This window comes from Enterococcus sp. S183_ASV_20, assembly GCF_018919685.1.
GTDB classification, from domain to species: Bacteria; Bacillota; Bacilli; order Lactobacillales; family Enterococcaceae; genus Enterococcus; species Enterococcus faecalis.
In genome coordinates this window covers 24,422-50,023 of the sequence record NZ_JAHLRI010000020.1, presented here as the reverse complement: position 1 = coordinate 50,023, position 25,602 = coordinate 24,422, and the positions used below count along the sequence as shown (strand labels likewise).

General features: G+C 37.1%; 21 protein-coding genes and 1 pseudogene. 14 read left to right on the top strand and 8 right to left on the bottom strand.

Annotation, left to right across the window (positions count from 1 at the left end; genetic code table 11):
• Positions 1-260 precede the first annotated feature (260 nt).
• From acpS to lepB, 7 genes are all read left to right on the top strand, one after another.
• The gene (acpS, locus tag KQI94_RS08880) at positions 261-614 is read left to right on the top strand and encodes a holo-ACP synthase (protein ID WP_002355727.1); all 354 of its coding nucleotides are present in this window, start codon (positions 261-263) and stop codon (positions 612-614) included.
• A 29-nt stretch (positions 615-643) separates the two neighbouring features.
• A complete protein-coding gene (gene alr, locus KQI94_RS08875) occupies positions 644-1,759 on the top strand; it encodes an alanine racemase (RefSeq protein ID WP_002355728.1) in 1,116 nt (371 codons plus the stop codon).
• Positions 1,760-1,774: 15 nt separating this feature from the next.
• Positions 1,775-2,152, top strand: coding sequence for a type II toxin-antitoxin system PemK/MazF family toxin (locus KQI94_RS08870; protein ID WP_002355729.1), 378 nt, complete (start codon positions 1,775-1,777; stop codon positions 2,150-2,152).
• 318 nt (positions 2,153-2,470) lie between these two features.
• Positions 2,471-3,166: a hypothetical protein gene (locus KQI94_RS08865; protein WP_002404154.1), complete on the top strand. Its 696-nt coding sequence runs from the start codon at positions 2,471-2,473 to the stop codon at positions 3,164-3,166.
• Between the two features lie 24 nt (positions 3,167-3,190).
• Positions 3,191-4,486: a hypothetical protein gene (locus KQI94_RS08860; RefSeq protein WP_002385010.1), complete on the top strand. Its 1,296-nt coding sequence runs from the start codon at positions 3,191-3,193 to the stop codon at positions 4,484-4,486.
• The gene (locus KQI94_RS08855) at positions 4,467-4,793 is read left to right on the top strand and encodes a hypothetical protein (protein ID WP_002364740.1); all 327 of its coding nucleotides are present in this window, start codon (positions 4,467-4,469) and stop codon (positions 4,791-4,793) included. Before KQI94_RS08860 ends, KQI94_RS08855 begins: the two co-directional genes overlap by 20 nt.
• Before the next feature lie 57 nt (positions 4,794-4,850).
• The gene (lepB, locus tag KQI94_RS08850; protein ID WP_002385011.1) at positions 4,851-5,600 is read left to right on the top strand and encodes a signal peptidase I; all 750 of its coding nucleotides are present in this window, start codon (positions 4,851-4,853) and stop codon (positions 5,598-5,600) included.
• A gap of 54 nt (positions 5,601-5,654) precedes the next feature.
• On the opposite strand, the pseudogene KQI94_RS08840 reads toward lepB, so the two are convergent.
• Positions 5,655-7,132 (bottom strand): annotated as a pseudogene (locus KQI94_RS08840) (helix-turn-helix domain-containing protein).
• 173 nt (positions 7,133-7,305) lie between these two features.
• Between KQI94_RS08840 and KQI94_RS08835 the strand changes: the two are divergent.
• The 5 genes from KQI94_RS08835 to KQI94_RS08815 all read left to right on the top strand — a co-directional run bounded on the left by KQI94_RS08835 (position 7,306) and on the right by KQI94_RS08815 (position 14,705).
• Entirely contained in the window at positions 7,306-8,058 is a 753-nt protein-coding gene (locus KQI94_RS08835) for a tyrosine-protein phosphatase (RefSeq protein WP_002385015.1), read from the top strand.
• A gap of 78 nt (positions 8,059-8,136) precedes the next feature.
• Positions 8,137-8,367, top strand: coding sequence for a hypothetical protein (locus KQI94_RS08830; protein WP_002355737.1), 231 nt, complete (start codon positions 8,137-8,139; stop codon positions 8,365-8,367).
• 120 nt (positions 8,368-8,487) lie between these two features.
• On the top strand, positions 8,488-11,193 hold the full coding sequence (locus KQI94_RS08825; protein WP_002355738.1) for a YhgE/Pip domain-containing protein: 2,706 nt from the start codon (positions 8,488-8,490) through the stop codon (positions 11,191-11,193).
• Positions 11,194-11,413: 220 nt separating this feature from the next.
• A complete protein-coding gene (locus KQI94_RS08820) occupies positions 11,414-12,583 on the top strand; it encodes a cation diffusion facilitator family transporter (protein ID WP_002390406.1) in 1,170 nt (389 codons plus the stop codon).
• Positions 12,584-12,881: 298 nt separating this feature from the next.
• Positions 12,882-14,705 carry an APC family permease gene (locus KQI94_RS08815; RefSeq protein ID WP_002379167.1) on the top strand — a complete coding sequence of 608 codons (1,824 nt, stop codon included), beginning with the start codon at positions 12,882-12,884 and terminating at the stop codon, positions 14,703-14,705.
• A 34-nt stretch (positions 14,706-14,739) separates the two neighbouring features.
• On the opposite strand, the gene KQI94_RS08810 is transcribed toward KQI94_RS08815, so the two are convergent.
• The 6 genes from KQI94_RS08810 to KQI94_RS08785 all read right to left on the bottom strand — a co-directional run bounded on the left by KQI94_RS08810 (position 14,740) and on the right by KQI94_RS08785 (position 20,214).
• A complete protein-coding gene (locus tag KQI94_RS08810; protein WP_002368134.1) occupies positions 14,740-15,204 on the bottom strand; it encodes a GNAT family N-acetyltransferase in 465 nt (154 codons plus the stop codon).
• Positions 15,205-15,275: 71 nt separating this feature from the next.
• Positions 15,276-15,938, bottom strand: coding sequence for an ABC transporter permease (locus KQI94_RS08805; protein ID WP_002368135.1), 663 nt, complete (start codon positions 15,936-15,938; stop codon positions 15,276-15,278).
• Positions 15,939-15,941: 3 nt separating this feature from the next.
• On the bottom strand, positions 15,942-16,862 hold the full coding sequence (locus KQI94_RS08800) for an osmoprotectant ABC transporter substrate-binding protein (RefSeq protein WP_002355743.1): 921 nt from the start codon (positions 16,860-16,862) through the stop codon (positions 15,942-15,944).
• Positions 16,863-16,864: 2 nt separating this feature from the next.
• Complete coding sequence (locus KQI94_RS08795; protein WP_002355744.1) at positions 16,865-17,500, bottom strand: ABC transporter permease; 636 nt, start codon at positions 17,498-17,500, stop codon at positions 16,865-16,867.
• A gap of 3 nt (positions 17,501-17,503) precedes the next feature.
• Positions 17,504-18,697 (bottom strand): betaine/proline/choline family ABC transporter ATP-binding protein, encoded by a 1,194-nt coding sequence (locus KQI94_RS08790; RefSeq protein ID WP_002355745.1) that lies wholly within the window; start codon positions 18,695-18,697, stop codon positions 17,504-17,506.
• Positions 18,698-19,323: 626 nt separating this feature from the next.
• Positions 19,324-20,214: a ring-cleaving dioxygenase gene (locus tag KQI94_RS08785; RefSeq protein WP_002355746.1), complete on the bottom strand. Its 891-nt coding sequence runs from the start codon at positions 20,212-20,214 to the stop codon at positions 19,324-19,326.
• Positions 20,215-20,379: 165 nt separating this feature from the next.
• Here KQI94_RS08785 and queA point away from each other — a divergent pair, with 165 nt between their 5' ends.
• A complete protein-coding gene (gene queA, locus KQI94_RS08780; protein WP_002355747.1) occupies positions 20,380-21,411 on the top strand; it encodes a tRNA preQ1(34) S-adenosylmethionine ribosyltransferase-isomerase QueA in 1,032 nt (343 codons plus the stop codon).
• 345 nt (positions 21,412-21,756) lie between these two features.
• Here queA and KQI94_RS08775 read toward each other — a convergent pair whose 3' ends face one another.
• The gene (locus KQI94_RS08775; protein ID WP_002355748.1) at positions 21,757-22,062 is read right to left on the bottom strand and encodes a helix-turn-helix transcriptional regulator; all 306 of its coding nucleotides are present in this window, start codon (positions 22,060-22,062) and stop codon (positions 21,757-21,759) included.
• A gap of 822 nt (positions 22,063-22,884) precedes the next feature.
• Between KQI94_RS08775 and KQI94_RS08770 the strand changes: the two genes are divergently transcribed.
• Positions 22,885-25,530 (top strand): calcium-translocating P-type ATPase, PMCA-type, encoded by a 2,646-nt coding sequence (locus KQI94_RS08770; RefSeq protein ID WP_002358801.1) that lies wholly within the window; start codon positions 22,885-22,887, stop codon positions 25,528-25,530.
• Positions 25,531-25,602 lie beyond the last annotated feature (72 nt).

The following is a 25,602-nucleotide window of genomic DNA, read 5'->3' as shown; positions in this document are numbered from 1 at the left end:
CTTTCGTCGGAAATACAATTTGAGTGTACCATAAATGCCTTTTTATTTTTCTAACTTAATTTTACAATTCGCGTTTTATAAAAATTCAGAAAAATTTTATAAAAATGTAAATAGGAAGAAAACGTATGGTACTTCAATTTGTGTGAGGATCTTGTAAAACATTCTTTATTTTTTTAGCGAATCAGTGGAAAAATTTTGAAATTTTGTTAAAATGAAAGGTAATTCGGAGTAACTATATTAAATAGGAAGTAAGGCGGAAAATGATAAAGGGAATTGGTATTGACGCAGTAGAATTAAGTCGGATAAAACCGATTGTTGAAAAACAAGGATCGTTTATTCAACGGGTTTTAACACCTAACGAATTGACCCTTTTTGAAAAGTTATCTACAAAACGTCAAATAGAATTTTTAGCTGGTCGTTTTGCTTGTAAAGAAGCGTTTTCTAAAGCATGGGGCACAGGGATTGGTAAAGTTGGTTTACAAGATATTGAGGTGCTGACTGAAAAAACAGGTGCACCATACGTAGCAAACTCGCCCCATAATGGTAAAGTGTTTGTCTCAATTACGCACACAGATACTATGGCGATTGCACAAATTGTTTTAGAAAGCGAATAACAGAAGCAACGAAGAAAGAAGGATGTACAATGGTCGTTGGATGGCATCGTCCTACACGGTTACATATCGATACGCAAGCAATTACTGAAAATGTCCAAAAGGAATGTCAACGTTTGCCAGAAGGAACTGCTTTATTTGCGGTTGTGAAAGCGAACGGCTATGGGCATGGCGCCGTAGAATCCGCTAAAGCGGCGAAAAAAGGTGGCGCGACAGGTTTTTGTGTCGCCTTATTGGATGAAGCAATTGAATTGAGAGAAGCAGGTGTTCAGGACCCCATTTTAATTTTGAGTGTGGTAGACTTAGCTTATGTGCCTTTGTTGATTCAATATGATTTGTCTGTAACGGTAGCTACACAAGAATGGTTAGAAGCTGCTCTTCAACAACTAACGCCTGAGAGTAACACGCCATTACGTGTTCACTTAAAAGTCGATACTGGCATGGGACGGATTGGCTTTTTAACCCCGGAAGAGACTAAGCAAGCAGTGCGGTTTGTTCAATCCCACAAAGAATTTTTATGGGAAGGGATTTTTACTCATTTTTCAACAGCTGATGAAATCGATACAAGCTATTTTGAAAAACAAGCAGGGCGTTTTAAGGCTGTTCTAGCAGTTTTAGAAGAGTTACCACGGTATGTCCATGTTAGCAATAGTGCGACAGCGTTATGGCATCCTGATGTGCCAGGAAACATGATTCGCTATGGAGTAGCCATGTATGGATTGAACCCTTCAGGTAATAAGCTTGCCCCAAGCTATGCGTTAAAGCCGGCCTTACGGTTGACCAGTGAACTTATCCATGTAAAACGCTTAGCGGCTGGTGAAGGGATTGGCTATGGCGAAACCTACGTAACTGAAGCTGAAGAATGGATTGGGACAGTGCCAATCGGCTATGCAGATGGCTGGTTGCGTCATCTCCAAGGATTTACAGTGCTCGTGAATGGTAAGCGTTGCGAAATCGTCGGACGAGTGTGTATGGATCAATGTATGATTCGTTTAGCAGAAGAAGTTCCTGTCGGCTCAGTCGTTACATTAGTTGGAAAAGATGGCAATGAAGAAAATACGTTACAAATGGTAGCCGAAAAATTAGAAACCATTCATTATGAAGTTGCATGTACTTTCTCACAAAGAATCCCCAGAGAATATAACTAGATAGGAGGTTCCACTATGGTCAAACGCGGAGATATTTATTTTGCAGACCTTTCCCCAGTAGTGGGCTCGGAACAAGGTGGCGTCAGACCTGTCCTTGTTGTCCAAAATAACTTAGGTAATCATTTTAGCCCAACGATTATCGTTGCGGCGATCACAGCCAAAATGGCAAAGCCAAAATTGCCAACACATATCGGGATTAATTCTGATGAAACAGGCATTGAAAAAGATTCAGTGATTCTTTTAGAGCAGATTCGAACAATCGATAAGGGTCGCTTGAAAGAAAAAGTTTGTCATTTGAGACTTGATATTATGGAAGAAGTTGATCGTGCCTTAGGCATCAGTGTTGGACTTAGTAGCGATTCAGCCCCAGCAAAAGCAAATTCAGCTACATAAAGAACGATAGCTACTATGAAATCAACAAAGACTAATTGGATTTTTTTAAAAGCGACTGATCTAGTACGGTTCGCTAAACATAGTTTGAGTAAAAGCGAGAGAGATGGCCAAGTGGCATCTCTCTTTTTTTGTTTTATATTTTAAAAATTAAAATATAAATATAAAATATAAAATTTTATCATTGTATTTTAAATAAAGTTGTTGGCAAGGCTCAAACGGAATGTTACAATCAATACTATATAGAGTTTTTAAAGAGCGTAACAGGTGATTTTACAAGTTTTGATTGTCGAGCGATGACATAAAGGAGATTATATTTGTATGATGATTGTTGTACTTTTAATGAGTAGTTGCTTATTTTTATTTGTAAGCTATCAATTGTATTTGCGATTACTTGTCGAAAAACTGGATTCAGAGGACCGGACATTAAAGAGGAAAATAAATTTCTATAAGTATCAGAAAAATAGTCGTTTAATGATTTATTTATTGTTTAGTGTTTGTCTACTTAGCGTATTATTGTTAGGAATTGTTTATACATATTATCAATTAAATCAACGAAATATCCGCATGGAACAACGGATTGAGCGTTTGGCACAAGGCCAAGCTACTCAAGGTGACAAAATAAAAAAACAAGCGATTAAAAAAACAGCCTTAAATCAGTTTACCTGGAAGCAAGCTGTTTCGGCAGAATCGGCCGCTGTCTTGACTAATTATGAATTACAATTAGCGCGTGAATGGCGTCCTTACCTCGGAGAGACGAGTATCACAATGATTAGAAGTGAAAAAACACAAACCTTGACACTGTCTGTTTTTTCAGTTGGCTTAAGTTACCATGAATTTCAAACAGGCCAAGACAATATTGTAGCACTTATTGCAGCGTTGAATTCAGTTAAAGAAATTACCATGATTGATTTTAATTTTACTTATCGAGATCAAGAGCAAACCCTTGTCAAATCCATTGATACGTATGCTCGTGAGACGCTTGAAACAAATTTGGAGCCTGTCGTGATTAGTTAAAAGGACGAGAGAAAGGACATATATATGACAAAAAGACGTTTAATCAAAAAAATTAAAGATATTTCGGATGATACGCTTGAAAAAGAAGTCTTTTTTCAGCCAGGATTCGAACCAGAAAAAATAATTAGCGGAATCAAACCGGAACAACAGGAAAAAGAAATGGCGACGTTAAGAGAAAGGCTCGCCTACTATCAGAAAAAAGAAACAGCCTTTAAAAAACTTCAAGAAGAAAATGAGCAATTAAAGAACCAACAAGAAACGGAAAAACAAGCATTAGAAGAAAAAAATCAGGCATTACTTGAAACACTAAATCAAAAGGAACATGAAATTTTTGAATTGGAAGAGCAACTGGAAACGAACAGTGAAACCACGACAGAGGCTACCACTCTTCAAACAAATCTGCAAAACGCAGAAAAACAATTAACCACTGTACATAATCAAATGGAACGTTTAGAAAGTGAATTAACGCAGCAAGTGGCAGAATTAGAAAAAGAATCGGCTGAACAGCAACAACATATCCAGATATTACACAACCAGTTAGCAGAAGAAAAAGGAAAGTTGGAGAAAAAAGGAGATATTACAGGAATGGAAAAGCAAGTAGAAACGTTAACGACAGAATTAGAAGAAAGCACAACGACTCAACAAGCATTGCAGGAACAAATTGAAAAACTAACTGTACAATTACAAAAAGTAGAAGCCGAAAAACAAACCTTACAAGAGGCTGCCCTACAAGAAGTGATTGTGAAACAACGCATGGAGGAGTTAAAGAATGAGCTTCAAAATAGTTTACAGCAAAAAAATGAAGCAGAAGTAAAACTAGGTCGACTACAAGGTGTCAATGACAAACATCTTGCTGAAAAGCAAGTTTACGAAGGGGAATTAGCTGCTCTAAGAAAAGAAGTAGAGGCCAAAGAAGACAGTTTAGAACAAGTTCAAAAAGAATTGAAGACACTACAAGCCGTTTCAAAAAATATTGAACCGAGTAGTGAGCAGTTAACAGAACTGCTACGCGCAAAACAGCAAATTAACGATTTATTAATGAAAAATCAGCAATTACAAGAAGAGGCTTTAAAATCGCAACAAGAAATTGGCGAAGTGATGGTTTCTGCCAAAAAAGAAGCCAATCGGATTGTTAATGAAGCGAAAGTAGAAGCAAAACACCTAATTAATTCTGCAGAATTAGAAATGTTAAATATTGGTAATCGAGCGAAAAGTATTTCGAATGAAGTCGAAGCGTCAAAAGTAGAAGTACTTGAGATTTATCGCGAATTAGAGGAACGCTTAACTAAACTGACACGTCTTGAACAAGATAACTATTAATAAAATGGTCAGTAAAAAGTTAACGGGAGCAAGGAAACTACATTGTCTTGGGGTCCTTTTTTTAGCTGTTACATTAAGTAGCTCCGCAGAAAGATTACAGGCTGCTGCTGTCTCAAAGGAAGAGCAGTCGCTAAGGCAACCGCTTATCAGGAAAAACATAGTAACAGAGAAGAGCGAATATCTTGTAGAAGCAAATCAAAGTATTTGGGAGCTGGCACAAGATGCGCAGAAACCATTGAATCAGTTTATGAAGGAAAACCAGTTACGTAGTAGTTATATAAAAAAAGGAACGCAATTAGTTAAATAGAAAAAAGGAGCAAGAAAGGAAAAGTTTATTTAAGAAGCTTTTCCTTTTAAGAAAACGATGGAAGAATGGATAAAGCCCGTTATGCGAACAATTCGCCACATTAAGCGCGCCTTCTTGAAGCAAAAGTTGCCTGCGACATATCAGCTAAAAAAGCAAAAGGCTAACACAGCAATGGAATATTTGCTTGAGCAAACAGATAACCATCAATCAATAAGAGGACCGAAAAGAAAAATGACCGCTGAAGAGATTAAAAAAAAGCGGCAAGCCTACCAAAAGAAACAACGCGTCCAAGTCGTTAAATTTTTTATGCCAGCTATTCTTTTCGCCATTTTTGTGTTCTTTTTTGTGTTAAAGACATCTAGCTACCCAATTGCTGGGCAATCCATGAAGCCGACACTTAACGCAGGGGAACGAGTCTTAGTACAACGGACGAAGCAAGTAGCAAGGTACGATGTGATTGCATTTAAAGCACCGCTAGCTAGCAAAGGTACGTACGTCAAGCGAATCATCGGGGTTCCTGGTGATCGAATTTGGGTAAACGAGGGAAAACTTTATCTTTCAGAAGAACCTATAGCAAGCGATAATGAGGCACTGCCTGAGAATGCCAGTCGTTTTGACTTATCAGAAGAAGCGGCAGCCCAACTTCGCCTGTTTCAGAAGATTCCAGCTGGTCATTACTTTGTCTTAGGGGACAATCGTACGCATTCAAGTGATAGTCGTACGTTCGGCTTTGTCGAGATACAAGCGATTGAAGGAATCGTGGTATTTAAAATGGCGCCGTTTAAGGAAATAGGGAAAGTAAAATAAAAAGCTTAAGTCAGCCATCTGAGAGTAGGGCACTTAAGCTTTTTTTATTAGAGATTATTTGCCCAATAACAATTGAATGATTTTTTCAATTGATTGTAGGTCGTAACGATTACTAATATCCGAAAAAATATAGTAATGGTCATACTGGGCAACGAGCTGTTCATTATTGGTATTCATTAAAAGCAAATCATAATGGTTTTCTGCGTTGTAAGGCTCAATTTTCAGCGGATATTTTCCAGCGATACTCTGTTGTATTTTTTGTGCTACCAACTCGCTATAAGCACTGCTCAGTGAGTGATAAACACCAATCGTTATTTTTTTTCATTTAATTCAGCAATGTGATTCAAAATAAGTGTATAATTAATTTCAGTAAATTGATTTTGGTACTTAGAAGCAGTGGCTTTTGTGGCAAAGTTCGTTGTAGCGATCTCCACTAATTCGTAAACTTCACTTTCGCTAAAAGGATGACGTACGACTTTCAAAAGTGACTGAATTGTCCAATAATCAAAGGGTAAAATAAATCCTGAAAAATAATAGAGTTGCGCATGTAATTGGAAAAGTAAATTTTCAATATAAAGTAGCCGAATAGGCAGCACGTAATGGGATAAATAACCACGTGCTTTAAGGTACGTTAAAATGACCCGGTTCATTTCGTTAAGATACGTTTTTTCAATTCGTTGTTGTTTTGCTAAACGAAAGGCGAAAGCAGCATTCGCAGAATAATTATGCATGGAACAAAAAAAGTCATAAAACATATAGGCTTCGTTGATTGTATATGGACGGTCGATTCTTTTCATATATGTATGTATAGATAAATTAATTTCTTCAAATAAAGGTCGATCGAGTTGGACATCATGTGGACTAATCGTTGGCAGGGGTTCTAAAACCATGCGACGAAAAGAAATTTTCATCCAAAGTTTAATTTGGAGAATTTCTGTATGGTCAAAGGTAATTCTGGGGATTTCTTGTAGTATCTCGATTAATCCTAGGTATTGATTGGCCAGTTCTTTTTCTAAATCTGTTTTTTCTTCAAAGATAAACCAGAAAAAATTAAAAAAGAAAAAGCGAATTTGTTTTTCTTCGCCGACAAGTTTTCCTCGTTTGATACGTAAATTAAACTCATTGAGTAAGTCATTTAATTCAACAATTTTTCGATAATAGGTAGTAGAGCTAATGGCATAATTCTGTTGGAAATACCCGCCATTTATTTCATTTTTATGGAAGAGTTGCTGGACCATGTGAAACTTAATAGATTTATCTAAGAACAACATGATCATTGCTTTCATGGAAAAGGTAGGCGCTTTATTTAGATATAGAGTGTCACCTAATACTGTTAAGGTGAGGTTTTCTTGAAGTTGCTCTTCTTTCAAAAATTGCTCTAAAAAAGAAAGATATTCATTCAATGTTGGTAAACTAATATTGAAAAAATCTACTAATTCATTTCGTGTCGCTCGGCCTTTATTATTATATAGGAACAATAAAATATCATTCATATAATCATAAGGCTTTTCTAAAAAATCTCGTTTTAGCATCGTTACTCACCTCTCTTTTAAGAATACTGTATCTATGATAAAATGGCAATAAACAACTGATAAAAAGATTGTTTTTTGAGGTGCTTTTTATTATCGTTGAGAAAAAGAAATAATAAGAAAAAACAAAGTATTTAAATGATAACAAAATAATTAAAATGAAGGAGCGATAGAACATGAACAGCGTGGTGAACTTTAGAGATATTGGAGGATTTCCAACGCAACAAGGTACAGTTGTCAAGACAGGGCATTTTTTTCGGAGTGGTGAACTCGTTAATGTTGCACAAGAGGATCAACAGATGCTAGTAGAGAATTATCAAATTAAACGGATTTATGATTTTAGAAGTGCAGCGGAAACGCAAGAACGACCAGATGATTCAATTCAAGGAACCAACTATCTACATATAGATATTTTGGCCGATATTCAGGCGCAGACTGCTTCATTAGAAGGAATGCTTAAAACGGTTGGTTCACCCGATGAAGCAATGGACATGGCTTATAAGGAAATGGTTCTTTCCAATTCGGGGCGCAAAGGTTACCAAACATTTTTTGAAAACTTTTTAAGTTATCCACAGGAAGCTATTTTATTTCATTGTTTCGCAGGAAAAGATCGAACAGGAATCGGCGCAGCCTTGATATTAAGTGCTTTAGGTGTGGAACATTCTTATATTTTAGAAGATTATTTAAAGACGAACGAGCAAAGAAAAACCGCTAACGAGCAAATTATTGCGCAATATCAAGCAAATGGAACGCCTCCAGCAGAAATTCAACAATTAGAAACGCTGCTTTATGTGAAAAAAGAGTACTTAGCGACCGCTTTACAGGCGATTGAAAAAGAATTTGGTTCGGTAGAGGGCTATTTAAAAGAGGGACTCGGCTTACCTTTATCCGCCAAAAAAGACATGCTAAGTCTGTACACAAAATCATAGATCCTAAAAAAAGGACTATCCTTTCTAAAAAAGAAGTTTTATAATAGAAAAGAATCCGTTTGTAAGGAGGGATAGGGAATGAAAGAAGGACAAGAACAATTCTTAACGTTCATACTAGATCGAACAAAAGAAGATAAAAAAGAAAAAATGCAAGCGCTACTTGCAGAAATGTTTGAACGCCAACAAACAGGCAAATTAGATAAAATGTACTTGATGACAAAAGCACCAAAACTTTTGGCTTATTTAAAACCAGAAGCCATTGATGAAGTTAAACAAGTCGTTTCGGAATTTTCTAAAAATATGAAATAAACAATCTTAGCTTGAACTTACGACATTTTAAAAATGTGTCGTAACATTCAAGCTTTTGTTTGTTATTCTCTTGTATTTTATGCTAAAGTTATTCAGGCACAAAAAAAAGCAGGTGATTTTATGAAACATATAAAAAATACATGGGAACTATTTATTTTAGATTGGAAAAGAATTTTTAAAAACCCAGTAGCAACATTTTTGATTGTTGCCTTAATGATTATTCCATCATTATATGCATGGTTTAACATTAAAGCACTATGGGATCCGTATTCAAATACAGGAGAGTTACCAATAGCGGTCTATAGTGATGACCAAACAGCAACTTTTCAAGATAAATCGGTCAATATTGGTGATGAAGTCTTGAAAAACTTGAAGAAAAACAAGCAATTAGGTTGGCGTTTTGTTGATTCGAAAAAGGAATTAGACAAAGGGGTCCAATCAGGAAAATATTTTGCCGGGATTTATTTACCTAAAGATTTTTCCAAAGATTTGCTAAGTTTTACTTCTGGTGATATCAATAAACCTAAAATTGAATACTCAATTAACGAAAAAATTAATGCAATTGCGCCGAAAATTACGTCAAAAGGCGCTTCTTCCATTCAGTCACAAATTTCGGAAGAATTCATCAAAACGGCAAGTAGTACGTTAATCAAAACATTCAATGATATTGGCTATGATATTGATAAAAACATGGTCAGCATTCAAAAAGTTAAGAGCATGATTTTAGATACAGATGCCAACATTGGAACCATTGATACGTATGCAAAACAAGTCACAGACTTACATGGTAAGATGCCAGAGCTAAAAGAAAAATTAGCGAAAGCCAACGATGCGATGAAATATTTACCTGAAGTTGATGCTTTAGGAGAGAAGATTGTTGAGCTAAATGGCAAAATGCCAAGCATCAAAGAACAAGCTAGTGTTATTTTGACGTTACAAGAAAAAATTCCAGAAATTCAAAACGCTGGCCGACAAATTGCTATGATTGATGAAGACTTTGCCTCTGTGGAACAAACAATGAGCGAAGGAATCCAAGAAGCAAAACAAGGATTAGAAATCATTCAACAAGTCCAAACGGCGTTACCAGATATTCGTAAACTAGGTGATCAAGCCAATGATTTAGGGAATGTCACATTAGATGGCGCCAATAAATTGCAAGAGGCGTTACCAAGTATTACGAATAGCGTTGAAGTGACTTTGAAATCTATCCAGCAAGTTGCTACAACAACAACTTCCGTAGTCGCTACTATTCGTCAAGCGTTAGATGATGGACAGTTAACGCCAGAAGAAAAACAACATATTAATGAAGTAGTACAAGATTTCACAACTAATATCCAACGGCAACAGCAAGCAATTAACGACATTATTGCGTTTATGAAACAACTCCAAGAAAATGCTGGTAATCATGACTTAGATGGTGCGATTGCTCAATTAAGCCATGTAAATGATTTATTAACAGATTTTAGCAATCGCTTGAATCAATTAAATGCTTTAGTCCAAGCGGGTGATATCTCTGGAGTACAAAATTATTTAAATGAGATTGACGAAATGGCAACTAATATTTCTAGTATTGTGGGCAGTGTTGATGTAAACGGAATTAGTAATACCGTTTCAACCATTTTAAACAAACTAACTAGTACCATCCAAAACGCTCAAGGTCAACTAAACAAAGCACAACAAATTGACTTTGAAGGGTTATTGAGTTCAACAAGTCAAACGGTCACTAATGCGATTTCTTTATTAGAAAAATATCAAGCCGAAATGCCGGCAATTAAACAAGAAATTCATGATGCGAATACGATGTTGAATGGCAATATGGAAACCATTGTCAATGGCATTAACCGTGGTGCTGATTTGTACAAAAACGATTTACCAGTCATTCAAGATAAAGTCAGCAAAGCGGCAGCCTTTATGCAAAATGACTATCCAGGTATCCGAAAAGATTTAACGAATACCTTGAAAACAGTCAATGAGAAAATGCCAGATGTTGAAGCGGCCTTGGACAAAGCCAACGAGCTGATTATTAATGATTGGCCAAATATCAAAACAGGATTACACAAAGCAGCGAATGCAATCCGTAAAGGTGAAAAAGAAGTTGATTTAGGCGAAATTCTTAAATTACTAAAATTAGATGCCAATAAAGAAAGTGACTTCTTTACACAACCAGTTGAAGTCAAAGAACATGCTGTTTATCCGATTGCTAATAATGGTTCGGCAAGTACGCCATTCTATACAGCTTTGTGTTTATGGGTTGGCGCTGTGTTATTCTCAAGTGTTGCGACAACAGATGTTTATCTTGAAGGAAAAGATAAAAAACGCTTCTCTAAACGGGAACAATTTTCAGCACGGATGTTTACCTTCATTGTCATGGGGATTGGTCAAGCGCTGATTGTAACGCTAGGTAATTACTTTGCGTTAGGCGTAGATGTCCGTAATCCAGCGTATAGTGTCTGGTTTGCCGTATTGATTGCCATTACGTTTATGATAATGGTTTATGTGCTCGTTGCTCTCTTTGGCAATGTAGGGAAAGGAATTGCGATAATAATCTTGGTACTATCCATCTCTGGTGGGGGTGGGAACTACCCAATTCAAGTCTCAGGTAAATTCTTCCAAATGATTAATCCGTTCTTGCCGTTTACGCATGCCGTGAACTTGCTAAGGGAATCAGCAGGAGGCATTTACTGGCCAAATGCTTGGTTTGCAATTTGGATTATGGTGGGGATTTCAGTCGTCTTTAGTATTGGCGGTGCAATTCTTTATCCACATCTGGAACACAGATCGAAAAAATTTGCGGCTTTAGCACAAAAGAGCCATTTATTCCATTAAAAAACAAAAAGCTGAAAACGTCTCTAGCGTTTTCGGCTTTTTGTTTTTCTTTATTTTCAAGGCAACCCTAACAAAGAAGTTTTGGGGGCTCTTGCTTTTGACTTTTTGGCAATGCTAAATAATAAAATCTCCCTCAGAAAGTGAGGTTTTTTGTGTACAAATGTATAAAAAGGTTTTATAGTATTTTTTTAAGAAATAAAAAGTGGGTAGGGGTTGTAAAATGATTCAAGCATTGCTTCAACGATATGAGAAAAAAATTGAACGTCGTAAATTGGAAAAACGAACAGCATTCGGTGCTTTTGCCGGGCGGATTGGGCTTGTTTCTAATTTATTTTTATTCGTTAGTAAATTTATGATTGGCTTGCTTTCAGGTAGTGTTTCAATCATGGCAGATGCCATTAATAGCTTGTCCGATACTATTTCTTCAGTTTTAACATTAGTCGGTTTTTATATTGCCGGTAAGCCAGCGGATAAAGAACATCCCTATGGCCATGAACGTTTTGAATATATTAGTGGAATGCTTGTATCATTAGTCATTACGTTTATTGGGTTTGAGTTTCTAACGACCTCCGTTGATCGCATCCTGCATCCAGAATCAATCAAGGTGACACCCATTTTATTTGCTGTTTTAGCTTTATCAATTGGGATTAAAATTTGGCAAGGGCTGTTTTACAAAAAAGTATCAGCAAAAATTGATTCTCAAGCATTAGTTGCTTCTGCTAAGGATAGCTTTAATGATGTTTATACTACATTAGCTGTTTTGGTTTCTGCATTTATTGAAGGCGTCACTGGTTTGCGAATTGATGGATATATTGGTTTTTTAATTGCTGCATATATTATTTATAGTGGCTTGCAGTTAATTCGCGAATTTATTAATGAGTTGATGGGCATGCGTCCGAGCCAAACAGAAATTGATGAAATGAAAGATGTCTTATCAAAAATGGAAACAATTGTAGGGTATCACGATTTACTGATTCATAATTATGGTCCCAGCCAAACGTTTGCGTCTGTTCACATTGAAATTGATGATCGCTGGGATTTAAATAAAGCCCATCAGACAATTGATGCGATTGAAGCGAAGTTTAAAGAAGAATTGGATGTTAACCTTGTTTGTCATATTGATCCAGTGAATTTATATGACCCAACACAACAATTTGTTCATCAAACAATCAAAAAGATTATTCGTTCTTTTGACGCGTCTTTAAAAGTCCATGATATCCGCTTAGTTACCCATGGCGAAGAGCCGAAGATTTTGTTCGACTTGGTTTTGCCTACAGAATCAAAATTATCTGAATTTGAACTGGGTGTGGAAATTCAGCGGCAAGTTTATGAAAAAATTGGTCGTTATAAAGTGGAAATTACCTTCGATCATACGTACTTGTTACAATAAAAGGGAATAATTACCTAAGTTTTTAAGCGTGAGCCAAAAGGTCAAATAGACTTTTAGCTCTCGCTTTTTTGTTTAGAGAATGCAAATCCTTTTGTTATCTGGATTCTCTTGATAAGATAAAGGAAGCGGTGGGGCTGTAAATGAGTGTCTGATTAAAAAAAGATGGTGATTTTTTTATCTTTTTCAGTAACAAAAATCAATTGACTTTTCATTGTGAGAAGCGTAGCATATGGATTTGTTTGATAAAAAATAATGAAAAAAGTGAGCGGGTCACTCTAGAGAAAAGGAGTAGAAAAAAATGGCGGATTTAAAACGACTGTTCATTGGGAAACCATTGAAATCAGCCGAAAATGATGAACATAAATTAAGCAGATTTGCAGCGCTTGCGTTGTTATCTTCTGATGCACTTTCATCCATTGCGTATGGTACAGAACAAATAGTGGTGGTTCTGGTTACTTTGTCGGCGGCTGCGATTTGGTATTCATTGCCAATTGCTGCATTTGTTATTATTTTACTTATTTCTTTAACATTGTCGTACCGACAAATTATTCATGCGTATCCGCATGGCGGCGGCGCATACGTTGTTAGTAGTGAAAACCTCGGCAGAAATGCCGGTTTATTGGCTGGTGGTTCGTTGTTAGTCGATTATATGCTAACAGTAGCCGTTTCAGTTTCAGCGGGTGCAGAGGCGATTATATCAGCGATTCCAGCGTTATATGGTCATCAAGTAGCAATTTCTATTGGGATTGTGATATTGATTACCTTAATGAACTTGAGAGGCCTGCGAGAATCTGCTTCGTTCTTAATGTTGCCAGTGTATAGTTTTATCGCAATTATTACCTTACTGATTGTTGTTGGGCTATTTAAAATTGTGACTGGCGCACAGCCATTGAATGCGACAGCTTTACCAGGAGCCGTGGTTCCAGGAATTTCTATTGCCTTAGTTCTACGGGCGTTTTCATCTGGTTCTTCTTCCTTAACAGGGGTTGAAGCAATCAGTAATGCAGTGCCATTCTTTAAGAAACCACGAGCAAAAAATGCTGCTGGGACGTTAGCGTTAATGGCAACGATTTTAGGGTTCTTCTTCGTGGGGATTACGTTTATTAACTATTGGTATGGGATTGTGCCCAAAGAAGAAGTGACAGTTCTTTCACAAATTGGGAAAGCGGTCTTTGGTCAAAATATTTTATATTATTTATTACAGTTTGCGACAGCCTTAATTTTAGCGGTTGCCGCTAACACAGGATTCTCAGCCTTTCCAGTTTTGGCTTATAACTTAGCTAAAGATAAGTTTATGCCGCATATGTATATGGATCGTGGCGACCGTTTAGGCTATTCAAATGGTATTTTAACTTTAGCTGCTGGTTCCATTGTTTTATTATTGATTTTCCAAGGTTCCACAGAACGTTTAATCCCATTGTATTCAATTGGTGTGTTTATTCCGTTTGCTTTGTCTCAATCGGGGATGGTTGTAAAATGGCGAAAAGAAACTAAAAATTGGTTGCCAAAATCAATTGCTAATATTGTCGGCGCCTTTATCTCTTTCGCGATTATCGCCATTTTGTTTATTTATCGATTAGGGGACATCTGGCCGTTCTTTATTATTATGCCGGTGTTGATTTATGCATTTTATCGAGTCAATACTCACTATAAGAATGTGGCGGAACAGCTACGTTTAGAAGATGGGGCACAGTTGCATGAGTTTGATGGGAATACAGTTATTGTTCTAGTAGGGAACGTAACCAAGGCAAATGTCGGCGCCTTGAACTATGCGCGTTCCATTGGTGATTATGTTGTTGCTATGCATGTCTCAATGGATGAAAACGTTGAGAAGGAAAAAGAAATTCAGGAAGAGTTTAAAAAACACTTCCCGGACGTTCGTCTATCAATTGTCCATTCTTCGTATCGTTCACTGCAAAATCCTATCTTACGTTATGTTGATTTGGTTAGTAAAAATGCCACGAAGCATAACTACAGTACAACAGTTTTAGTACCACAATTTGTACCAAATAAACGTTGGCAAAATATTTTGCATAATCAAACAAGTTTACGCTTGCGGATTCGTTTAGCGTGGCGGGAAAATATTATTGTGGCTACCTATAGTTATCACTTGAAAAAATAAAAAAAAGTCTGCCATCTTTTGATGGCAGATTTTTTTATTGACGTAATTGTTTTTGATAAATTCTAGCGCAAGACTGCTCTTCGGTGGTTACCATTGTCAAAAATTCCCAGTCATATCTTTCATAAAAAGTAGTATGGTCTGTAAGCAGATAAAGCTTTTTAAATCCAGAATTAGCAAGAAAATCACCAACTGTTGTTAAAAGAATTCCTGCTAAGCCTTGGTGACGAAATGTTGGTTCGACATACAATGCACAAAGGTTTGGCGTAAGGTCTGCACGATGGTGGAAGTCATTATCAATTACGCCCACGCCTGCAACGATGTCCTGCTGTTTATTCAAGCAGACCCACCAATGTGGTACGTGGTTTTCACTAGTTAGCATTTCCTGCATACTTGCTTGATACGCCTCAGCGGGGATTTGCCACTTTTGGCTAAACCATTGAGCAGCTGACGGAATTAAGTGTGGTTGTTGGTTTAAATCGATAATAGTATGGTTAGACATTATTAATCTCCTAGATAAAAGAACAGATCCCATTGAAAAGAAACAATGTTGGATCTGCTCTGCATTTTTTATTAATTGGAATGTTTGCTAGCTGGGTCTAAACGACGTTCAATAATCCCTAGAACCCAATCTGTGATAATCGCCATAAAGGCCGTTGGTAAGGCACCGACTAAAATGATAGAAGCACCATCTGTGGCATTGGTTCCACGAATAATAATATCCCCTAAACCACCAGCACCAACGAAAGCACCAATCGCAGTAATCCCGATTGCGACGACTAACGCATTTCGAATACCTGCCATGATTACTGAAACAGATAAAGGTAACTCGACCATATAAAGAAGTTGTACTTTTGTCATACCCATTCCTTTACCAACATCTAAAATATTGCGATCCACTTGAATCATGCCAGTGTACGTATTCTTGATAATTGGCAGGAGAGAATAAAGGAAGACTGTTACAACCACCGTGTTGACACCTAAGCCCATCCCCAACATTAAAATCGAAAGCATTGCCAAAGCTGGTACTGTTTGGATAATGTTCGCTAAACGGATAATCCAGTTGGCTAAGCTACGTTTACGTGAAATCATAATCCCGATAGGAATCCCGACAATTGCAGCAAAGCTTACGCCATAAATCGAAATTAAAAAGTGACGTAAAAATTGTTGAAAGACGTAGCCGCCATTTTGTTGGAAATAGTAGATAAATTGTTGGAATAAATTCATATTATTCATCTGTTACTCCCCCTCAAAATAGTTATTTTCTTTTAAGAAACGTTCGGCTACGACCGCAGGTTCAATTAAATCATTATCTGCTTGATAGTTCAATTCTTGCATTTTTTTGGTAGAAATTTTACCATCTAAGCGATTTAAGACATCTTTAATTTCCGGCGTTTCTTTTAATAATTTGTCACTAACCACAGGAGCGGCATCATAAGGCGGGAAGAAGCGCTTGTCATCTTTTAACATGACTAAATCGTAACTACCAATCCGGCCATCTGTTGAGTAACCTAAGATAACGTCCATTTTTCCAGCGTTGACTGCATCGTACACCAAGCCAATTTGCATTGGTAAAATAGATTTAAATTGGAAGTTGTATTCCTTTTTAAAGCCTTCATAACCGTCGCCTTCACGTGTGATCCACGCAGTATCGACACCAGCAACTAATTTGTCTGCGACTTTCCCTAAATCACTGACTGTTTTTAAATTGTATTTCTCAGCCGTTTCTTTTGTAACTAAGAATACATAAGTATTTTCAAAACCATATGAAGGGAACCAAGTTTGTTGATAACGTTTTTCAAATTCTGATTGAACTAGATTGAACGCTTTTTTAGGGTCTTTTTCCGCTGGTAAGCCAAGCGTAGTAGTCACGTCAGTACCAGTATAACGAGCTGCAGAAATTGAAGCATCTCCGTTTAACATTGCTTGGTGATTGATGGTCGTAGTGGCTAAGTTGTTAATCACATTTGTTTTTTTATCTGTGTAGTGCTCAACCATATCCGCTACAATGCTCCCTAAAATTTGCGCTTCTGAAGTAATCCCACCTGTAATGGCGACAGTGTTATCATCAGAAGTTGAAGCGAGACCAGGTAAAGAACACCCTGCCAATAAAAGTAAACTGCTTAAGAAGAGTAAGCTTAACTTGAGTTTCTTTTTCATCATTATTCGCCCTCCCTTAAAGCTTTTGGCGTTAAACGATTTTCTAATAATCCAAGAAGAACATCTGCTAAAAGTGCTAAAATAGTTACTGGAATAGTCCCGCCAAAGATTAATTCTGGCTGATAGTTATTTAATCCACTGAAAATCATATCACCAAGACCACCTGCACCAATATAAGAAGCCAGTGTAGCCCAAGCAATGACATAGACAGCAGCTAAACGAATGCCGGCCATAATTGTTGGCATGGCAATGGGTAATTCAACACTAAAAATAGACTGTAAATTGGTCATGCCCATGCCTTTAGCAACATCTCGGTAATTTTCATCGACATTTTTCATTCCGATATACGTGTTTCTTAAAATAGGTAGAAGGGAATAGATGAATAGCGCGATAATAGCGGGTGTTTTGCCGACACCAAAAATTGGAATCATCAAAGCTAATAAAGCCAACGAAGGAACCGTTTGTAAGGCACTTGTTAAACCAATGACAATATTGGCTACTTTGGGCAAACGTGTTAACCAAACGCCAACGGGCACAGCGATAGCGACCCCTAATAAAAGTGCAAAGAATGAAATATAAATATGTTCAATACTTTTTGAAATCATTTCTGATCCATATTCTTGAAAGAAGCTACTCATTGCTTACGCCTCCTCTTTATCAGTTTCGGACTCGCTTTGTTTTGCTTCTACAGCTTCACTAATCGTTGTTTCATCGCCCCAGATAACATCATAAACAATGTCAACAAGGGAAGCACGTGTTAAGATGCCCACCACTCGTTTTTGTTCATCAACGACTGGCACATATTTTAAGCCGCGTTTTAAGATTCTTTGTAAAGCATCACGTAAAAGAGCGGTTTTTTGAACAAAGAAGACATCTTTATTCAAGATATCACCGACACTAGAAGCTTTGCCACGTTGCTGATCTAATGTTTCAACATCGATAAAGCCTTTAAGCACATGGGAATTATCAACAACTAATAAGGTATCAACCCGTTTTTCACGCATCAATTTAATCGCTTCTTGTAAAGATTTTTCCGGCGTGATAGTAATAGCTGAATTTAACATGACTTCATCAACAGTGGTGAAATCAGGTTTGGCTTGTAATAGGCGATCTTCTCCGATGAGTTCTTCTACAAATTCATTGGCTGGATGACGTAAGATATTATCTGGTGTGTCAAATTGAATTACTTTGCCTTCGCTCATAATGGCAATTTTATTTGCTAATTTCAACGCTTCATCCATATCATGGGTAACAAAGACAATAGTTTTTCCTAAACGTTCTTGCAAATCTTTCACTAAATCTTGTAATGAATCACGGGTGATAGGATCTAAAGCACCAAAAGGTTCATCCATTAGAATAATATCTTGATTGGCAGCTAAAGCCCGCACAACGCCGATTCTTTGTTGTTGTCCGCCAGAAAGTTCATTGGGATAGCGGTCCAACATTTCTCGTGGTAACTCAACCAAATCAATCATTTTTTCGGCTATCTTATTGCGTTCTTCCACAGGTACTTTTAATAATTTAGGCACTAAAACGATATTTTCACGAATGGTCATGTGAGGCATCAAGCCGATATTTTGAATGACATAGCCAATTTGGCGACGTAGCTCTACAGGATTGATTTTTTGAATATCTTGGCCATCAATTAAAATTTTTCCTTTTGAAGGGTCGGTCATGCGGTTAAGCATCCGCATTGATGTTGTTTTTCCACTACCACTTGTTCCGATGAAGCAGATAAATTCACCTTTATCGAAAGACAAATTAATGTCATCAACGGCGACTTTTCCGCCTTTATAAAATTTTGATACATGCTGAAATTCTATCAACTTACTCACCTCAACTAAATATTTTGAAAATGTATCTTATTACTAGTATGCTATAAAAATGCGATTTCGACAAATGTAATCTATTTTTAATGGGAAAAAGAAGGCGGTAAAATTTTTTTAATTCGTTCTAAAAAAAAGAAAAGATAACTATTGTTTAGTAAAAGTTATCTGAACGAAACAAGATGTTAAAAAGAGTATTCTGAGAAGGAAGAAAAGCCGCTATAACAAAGAAAAGTGTCCTTTGTAGCAAGTTGACGGGAGCTGGGTTTTTCATTAGAATGGAAAGAGAACAAGGGAATAAAATAAAAAAAGGCGCTTCATGATTTAGCGGCAACTAAATCACGAAGCCTTGAATAGTCACCTGTGCAAGTGGACCATCAAGTTGCCCGTTCAATCAATGGAAACCATTGATCACTTTTATTTTACTGAATTTTTGAAAAAATTACCAGTTTTTTTAAGAAGTAAGAAGTGGAAGAACGAAGGATGCTTTTTATGGAATGTGCAATGACGTTCAGAAAAATCTGAAGGTCATTTTTTATTCTCTTGTTCAAACATTCAAACATAGGGGAAGAGAGACGGACGTAATTTTGTCACCGATTATTACGTCCGTCTTCCGTTGTTTTCTAAAGCGTTGGTTACATGTCTTTGTAGAGGTTGGCTTCGATTGCAGTCCGTTTTGGTTCTAAAAAAGGCGGTAAAGCCAATGTTTCCCCTAAATGTTCCAGAGGCTCATCCAATGTAAAACCAGGAGTCAAAGTAGCAAATTCAACCCGATTCCCGCCTGGTTCACGAATGTATAAACTTTTAAAATATCCACGACTTACATACATTTCAATTTCCCAGCCTTGTGCTAAAGCGCGCGTGTGTAGTTCTTGTAATGCTTCATCATCAGCCACAGAAAAAGCAATATGATCCATACTGCCACGCCCCATTCGGCTTGTTTTATCCGACGTTGTTTGATGAACAGAAAAGCTTTCCGTCTCACTTAAAATAATCGTATTGCCAACTGCTTGCCAACCAAGAAATGTTTCAAAAAAGGCCAAGGTTTTTTCAGAATCTGGCACATGAAATTCAGTAGAGGCCAAACCGATAATTTGAACCGCTGCTGGAATGTCGTTAGAAACAACGAGTGTTTCTTTTAATGGATTTTCAGGAACTTCTGTCAGGATAATATGCGTATCATCTGGATCACTGAAATGTAGGCTCTTTTCTTTTTTGTTAAATGGAATTTTGTTTTCTGTTAAACGTTGTTCCCAAAAGGAAAGGCTGTTTTGGGGAATTTTTAAGCCAATCGTGGCTAAATAATTTTTTTCTTCATAGCGGTTGCCTAATAAGGGCACGATAAAAAAAGTTACTAAGCTTCCCGGTGTGCCTTGATAATCGCCATAAAAATAATGAGGCATGCGATTGTTGTCTTGATTTACGGTATTTTTGACAAAGCGTAAGCCTAACAATTTTGTATAGAATGATTGGTTTTCTTGACCATGACGCGCTAATAGTGAAACATGATGAAATTGAGCATGCATTTTGAGTTCCTCCTCTAAATAACTATATATACTTACTTAAAGTAAGTATAGTGCTTCTGACATTTTTTGACAACTATTTAGTTTGATTCAGAAGGCTGACATAGCCAGAAACAAGAAAAAGTGTTAGAATAACCAAGATAAAAACTAGTAGAAAGAGTGACGGAAATGCTAAGTACAGAAGATTTTGATTTTGATTTACCAGAAGAATTAATTGCTCAAACCCCACTAAAAGATCGCGCTAGTTCACGATTATTAGTTGTAAATAAAGAAACAGGGGACATGGAGGATAAACATTTCCATGATATTCTTGATGAATTACAGCCTGGGGATGCATTAGTCATGAATAACACACGGGTACTACCGGCCCGTTTATATGGAGAAAAACCTGAAACAGGCGGTCATTTGGAAGTTTTACTTTTAACAAATACAGAAGGCGATACATGGGAAACCTTGATTAAACCCGCGAAACGTGCAAAAGTCGGCACGGAAATTCAATTTGGCGATGGTCGCCTAAAAGCGGTGGTTAAAGAAGAGTTGGAACATGGTGGTCGAATCATTGAATTTAAATATGATGGTATTTTCTTAGAAATTTTAGAATCGTTAGGAGAAATGCCATTGCCGCCATATATCAAAGAACGTCTAGATGATCCAGATCGTTATCAAACGGTTTATGCTGAAGAAAATGGTTCAGCTGCAGCACCAACAGCGGGTTTGCATTTTACAAAAGAACTATTAGAAGAGATCAAAGCAAAAGGTGTTCATCTCGTTTATTTAACTTTACATGTCGGTTTAGGAACATTCCGTCCCGTGAGCGTTGATAATATAGAAGAACATCATATGCATAGCGAATTCTATCGTTTAACTGAAGAAGCGGCTAAGCAACTAAATGAAGTACGCCAAGCAGGCGGTCGGATTGTTGCGGTTGGAACAACTTCTATTCGTACGTTGGAAACAATTGGCACAAAATTTAATGGTGAAATCCAGGCTGACAGTGGCTGGACCGATATTTTTATCACACCAGGGTATCAATTTAAAGTCGTAGAGGCTTTTTCAACGAACTTCCATTTACCAAAATCTACGTTAGTGATGCTTGTGAGTGCCTTTGCAGGAAAAGACTTAACATTGGCTGCTTACCAACATGCAATTGAGGAAAAATATCGTTTCTTTAGTTTTGGCGATGCAATGTTTATTAAATAAGCGACACTTTGTGAGCAGAATACTTGGGATTGAAACAAAAATATATTATGATAAACACGTGATTTTTGGAATCACAGTAAAGGTGTGCTTTATTTTTTCTTCCCCTGTAAATAATAAAGTTAGAAACCAAAACGCTACTAGGACGAAAATGCTTAGTAGACAATCTTAGAATAAAAAGAACAGCGCAACCACGGTTGCGCCGTTCTTTTTTTTATGTAAGAAAAGATTAATTATTGAAACAACAATACGAAGAAGTGCTTTCTTCGTATTGCCGGTACTAAGTTGTACCTCGGCAACTCCAAGTACAATCAGAAAAATTGTCTTGTTAAGTACAGCTTATACTGTTTAGGCTTCTTGTTCTACATCGTCATTCAGTGTTTCTTTGAAGGTGAACACATCATCAATGGTTACGCCAAAGACGTTCGCGATGTCATGCGCAAGAAGTAATGAAGGATTGTACTTGTTTCGTTCCAGTTGAATAATTGTTTGTCGAGAGACACCGACTCGATTGGCCAAATCTTGCTGGGTCATACGAGCCATAGCACGATAAACATGAATTGAACTTTCAAACGAAGATTTTTTCTTTTTTCGCATAGCATTCCCTCCTTTAAAAGAAGATAAAATAGAATGTGCACCTTGAATATAACACATATGATTATTTGATACAAATATATTTTATTGCCTAAAAGAAAAAACCGAGCTTAAATTTAAGCTCGGCCTTGTTAACGGGAAGACATCAATTGGTTGAATAAGTGTTTACATTTCGCGATACATGTAAAGCAAAAGGTGAACGTGATGTGGTGAAACTAAAACCTTGTTTTCATACAGTTTCGACGCTTGGATGGTGGATAACTTGCGTTAGGTGATAACAGATAGGGTAAATGCTTTATAGAAACTCCATCCTTCTATAACCTTTCCCTATTTTCCGATACGAGTTATCACTAACAATTACTCTACACGTATTGTTTACAGGTGAATCTTGCAATTCTAACAACTTTGAGTTTACCGATTTTTATCTACTGAGAAAATCTTCAACCAATTGATTAGCATGTCCTCCTTACACTTAAAGAATAGCACTTTTTGAAAGCGTTTGCAAGTTATAGCACTTATTAATAAGATTAAATATAATATTTTTCTGGTTATTTTATAACATGTAAAATAAATAATCGTGCGAACTAAATAACATTGTATTTTTTTGTTGTTTTGTTTTGAATATATAGAAATAAACTATTTTTTTATCAGACAAAATGAAAAAAATGTCCATTGCTTTTTGGCTGAATTCGTTTCTTTTTTCATAAAATTCCCATAATCAAATAGAAACATTGCTGTAGCAACAACGAAAATACCAGTTTTTTCTGGACATATGAGAGAACGCTAAGCCAAAGATGAAAAAAGTTGCGTGTTCAAAAAAAATCATGTTATATTTAATAGAGACACTATTATATAGGAAGAAAAAATTAGAGGGGGAATAGGATGGAAGCTTACAAGCAAACTGTCGATACTGTCACAAAAGAAGTTTCAGTCAATACTGAAACTGGTTTAACACAACAAGAGGCCCAACAACGGCTGAAAGAAAATGGCCGCAATCAATTTGAAGAGGCTAAGAAGGATTCTGTGTTAAAGAAATTTATTCACAGTTTATCTGATTTTACAACGATTATTTTATTAGTTGCTGCGGCAATTTCGTTTTATACAGCAATCGTAACAGAACATGGCGAATATTTTGAAGGAATCTTAATTATTGCAATTGTGATTATCAATGCTGTTTTAGCCATTGTTCAAGAAGGAAATGCTGAAAAATCTCTGGCGGCTTTACAAGACATGAACAAGCAAAGTAGTGCAGTCTTACGAGATGGCAAGGTAATCGAAGTCGATGCTGAAGAACTAGTAGTAGGAGATGTTCTAGTTCTTGAAGCTGGTTCAATGATTACAGCCGACGCACGACTTATTCAAGCTTCTCAAATGCGCGTAGAAGAGTCAGCACTAACAGGTGAAAGTGAACCTGTTGAAAAAGATCCTACATACGTGGGGCATGACGATGATGGCTTAGGAGATCAAATAAATATGATTTTCAAAGGCTGTACCGTTGTGAATGGCCGCGGACGAGCAGTAGTAACTGCAACAGGAATGAATACAGAAATGGGTAAAATTGCTGGGTTACTGAATAACAGCGATCAGCAAAAAACACCATTACAAAAACGCTTGAATCAATTAGGCAAACGTATTAGTTTGTTAGCCTTAGGGGCTGCAGCAATTGTTTTCATTATTGGTGAACTGCAAGGAGAACCGCTTCTTGAAATGTTTATGACAGCCGTTTCCTTAGCGGTGGCAGCTGTACCAGAAACACTAACCGTGATTGTAACGTTAACCTTAGCATATGGTGTTCAAAAAATGGCTAAGAAACATGCGATTATTCGTCGATTGCCAGCAGTAGAAACGCTAGGAACTGCGAATGTTATCTGTTCTGATAAGACAGGAACACTGACACAAAATAAAATGCGCGTCCGCCGAGTATGGCATCGTGGTGATGAAGTAACGGATACGGAAGATGCCATGACCGATGAAGCCATGGAAGTATTGAAAATGGCTGCTTTATGTACAGATGTCATTGTGGAAAAAGAAGGCGATGAACTAACTGTTACAGGGAATCCGACAGAAGCGGCAATTGTTCGTGCTGTCGAAGAAAATTATCATACGAAAGAAGAACTTGAAGAAAAATATCCTCGTATTGGTGAAATTCCCTTTGATTCAGAACGAAAAATGATGACTACGGTCCATCAATGGGGGAAAAAGTACATCTCAATTACTAAAGGAGCCTTTGATGTGTTACTACCTCGTTTTGGTTTCGGAGATGTCGATCAAGCGGCTATTGTTAATGATCGTTTCGGAAAACGAGCGTTACGAGTTATTGCTGTCGGTTATGCCGTATATGATGAACCACCCAAGGAAATTACATCGGAGGCTTTAGAAAAAAATCTTCGCTTGTTAGGCTTAATTGGCATGATTGATCCACCACGTCCAGAAAGTAAGGGCGCCATTGCTCGTGCGAAAAAAGCTGGAATTAAAACAGTGATGATTACTGGTGATCACGTGGTAACAGCCAGTGCAATTGCTAAAGAATTAGGAATTTTAAAAGATAAAAGTGAAGCCTTATCTGGTTCAGAACTGAAAAAAATGAGTGATGAAGAATTAGATAAACGGGTTAAAGATTTATCCGTTTATGCACGTGTAACCCCTGAAGATAAAATTCGAATTGTTCAATCATGGCAACGTTCTGGCGCTGTTGTAGCAATGACCGGAGATGGCGTGAATGATGCGCCAGCCTTGAAAGCTAGTGATGTCGGTTGCGCAATGGGGATTACTGGAACAGATGTGGCCCAAGGCGCTTCAGATATGATTTTGACGGACGATAACTTTGCAACTATTGTTGATGCAGTGGCGCAAGGACGTGCCGTGTACCGAAATATTCGTAAAGCCATTAACTTCTTATTAAGCTGTAATATTTCTGAGATTTTTATTGTTTTAATTGCCATGTTACTTGGTTGGGGTGCGCCATTTACTGCAGTTCAACTGTTGTTTGTTAACGTGGTCGCAGATGGGTTACCTGGTTTTGCATTAGGAAAAGAACCAGCGGAAAAAGGAATTATGGATGAGGCACCAATCCCTAAAAACGAAGGGATTTTTGCACGAGGCTTATGGCAAAAGATTGGGATTAATGCAGCAGTGTTCACAGTCATTACTTTGTTTGGTTTTTACCTAGGTGCCTTTGTACCAGGTGTTTCAGCCTATGTTTCAAACAGCTATGAAGTTGGACAAACAGTGGCATTTTTAATCTTAGCTTATTCCTCTATCTTACATGTCTTTAATGTTCGTAGTGCGAACTCTGTTTTCCGTGTAAAATTATCAAGCAACAAGTCGCTCTTTGAAATGGTCGTTTTAGCATTACTAATTACCACAACCATCGCTTTATTACCATTCACACAAGAACTATTTGGATTAGTGCATATTAGTTTAAATCATTGGATGTTAGCAATTTTCCTATCCTTTGTGCCAATTTTCGTCAATGAAATGATTAAGTTCCATTTCTCTGAAGTCGAAGAGGAAGAAGAAGTAATTTAAATTTAACAGGAATAAAAGGAGCTACATTTGTTCAGAAAATTATCTTAATAGTTAGCAAGTGGGGCAGCAGTC

Coding starts and splice junctions, on each gene's coding strand:
- KQI94_RS08835 (WP_002385015.1), top strand. CDS start 7,306: ATGAACAGCGTGGTGAACTTTAGAGATATTGGAGGATTTCCAACGCAA.
- queA (WP_002355747.1), top strand. CDS start 20,380: ATGCTAAGTACAGAAGATTTTGATTTTGATTTACCAGAAGAATTAATT.
- KQI94_RS08775 (WP_002355748.1), bottom strand. CDS start 22,062: ATGTGTTATATTCAAGGTGCACATTCTATTTTATCTTCTTTTAAAGGA.
- acpS (WP_002355727.1), top strand. CDS start 261: ATGATAAAGGGAATTGGTATTGACGCAGTAGAATTAAGTCGGATAAAA.
- alr (WP_002355728.1), top strand. CDS start 644: ATGGTCGTTGGATGGCATCGTCCTACACGGTTACATATCGATACGCAA.
- KQI94_RS08770 (WP_002358801.1), top strand. CDS start 22,885: ATGGAAGCTTACAAGCAAACTGTCGATACTGTCACAAAAGAAGTTTCA.
- KQI94_RS08830 (WP_002355737.1), top strand. CDS start 8,137: ATGAAAGAAGGACAAGAACAATTCTTAACGTTCATACTAGATCGAACA.
- KQI94_RS08870 (WP_002355729.1), top strand. CDS start 1,775: ATGGTCAAACGCGGAGATATTTATTTTGCAGACCTTTCCCCAGTAGTG.
- KQI94_RS08805 (WP_002368135.1), bottom strand. CDS start 15,938: ATGAATAATATGAATTTATTCCAACAATTTATCTACTATTTCCAACAA.
- KQI94_RS08785 (WP_002355746.1), bottom strand. CDS start 20,214: ATGCATGCTCAATTTCATCATGTTTCACTATTAGCGCGTCATGGTCAA.
- lepB (WP_002385011.1), top strand. CDS start 4,851: ATGGAAGAATGGATAAAGCCCGTTATGCGAACAATTCGCCACATTAAG.
- KQI94_RS08825 (WP_002355738.1), top strand. CDS start 8,488: ATGAAACATATAAAAAATACATGGGAACTATTTATTTTAGATTGGAAA.
- KQI94_RS08810 (WP_002368134.1), bottom strand. CDS start 15,204: ATGTCTAACCATACTATTATCGATTTAAACCAACAACCACACTTAATT.
- KQI94_RS08865 (WP_002404154.1), top strand. CDS start 2,471: ATGATGATTGTTGTACTTTTAATGAGTAGTTGCTTATTTTTATTTGTA.
- KQI94_RS08815 (WP_002379167.1), top strand. CDS start 12,882: ATGGCGGATTTAAAACGACTGTTCATTGGGAAACCATTGAAATCAGCC.
- KQI94_RS08860 (WP_002385010.1), top strand. CDS start 3,191: ATGACAAAAAGACGTTTAATCAAAAAAATTAAAGATATTTCGGATGAT.
- KQI94_RS08820 (WP_002390406.1), top strand. CDS start 11,414: ATGATTCAAGCATTGCTTCAACGATATGAGAAAAAAATTGAACGTCGT.
- KQI94_RS08795 (WP_002355744.1), bottom strand. CDS start 17,500: ATGAGTAGCTTCTTTCAAGAATATGGATCAGAAATGATTTCAAAAAGT.
- KQI94_RS08800 (WP_002355743.1), bottom strand. CDS start 16,862: ATGAAAAAGAAACTCAAGTTAAGCTTACTCTTCTTAAGCAGTTTACTT.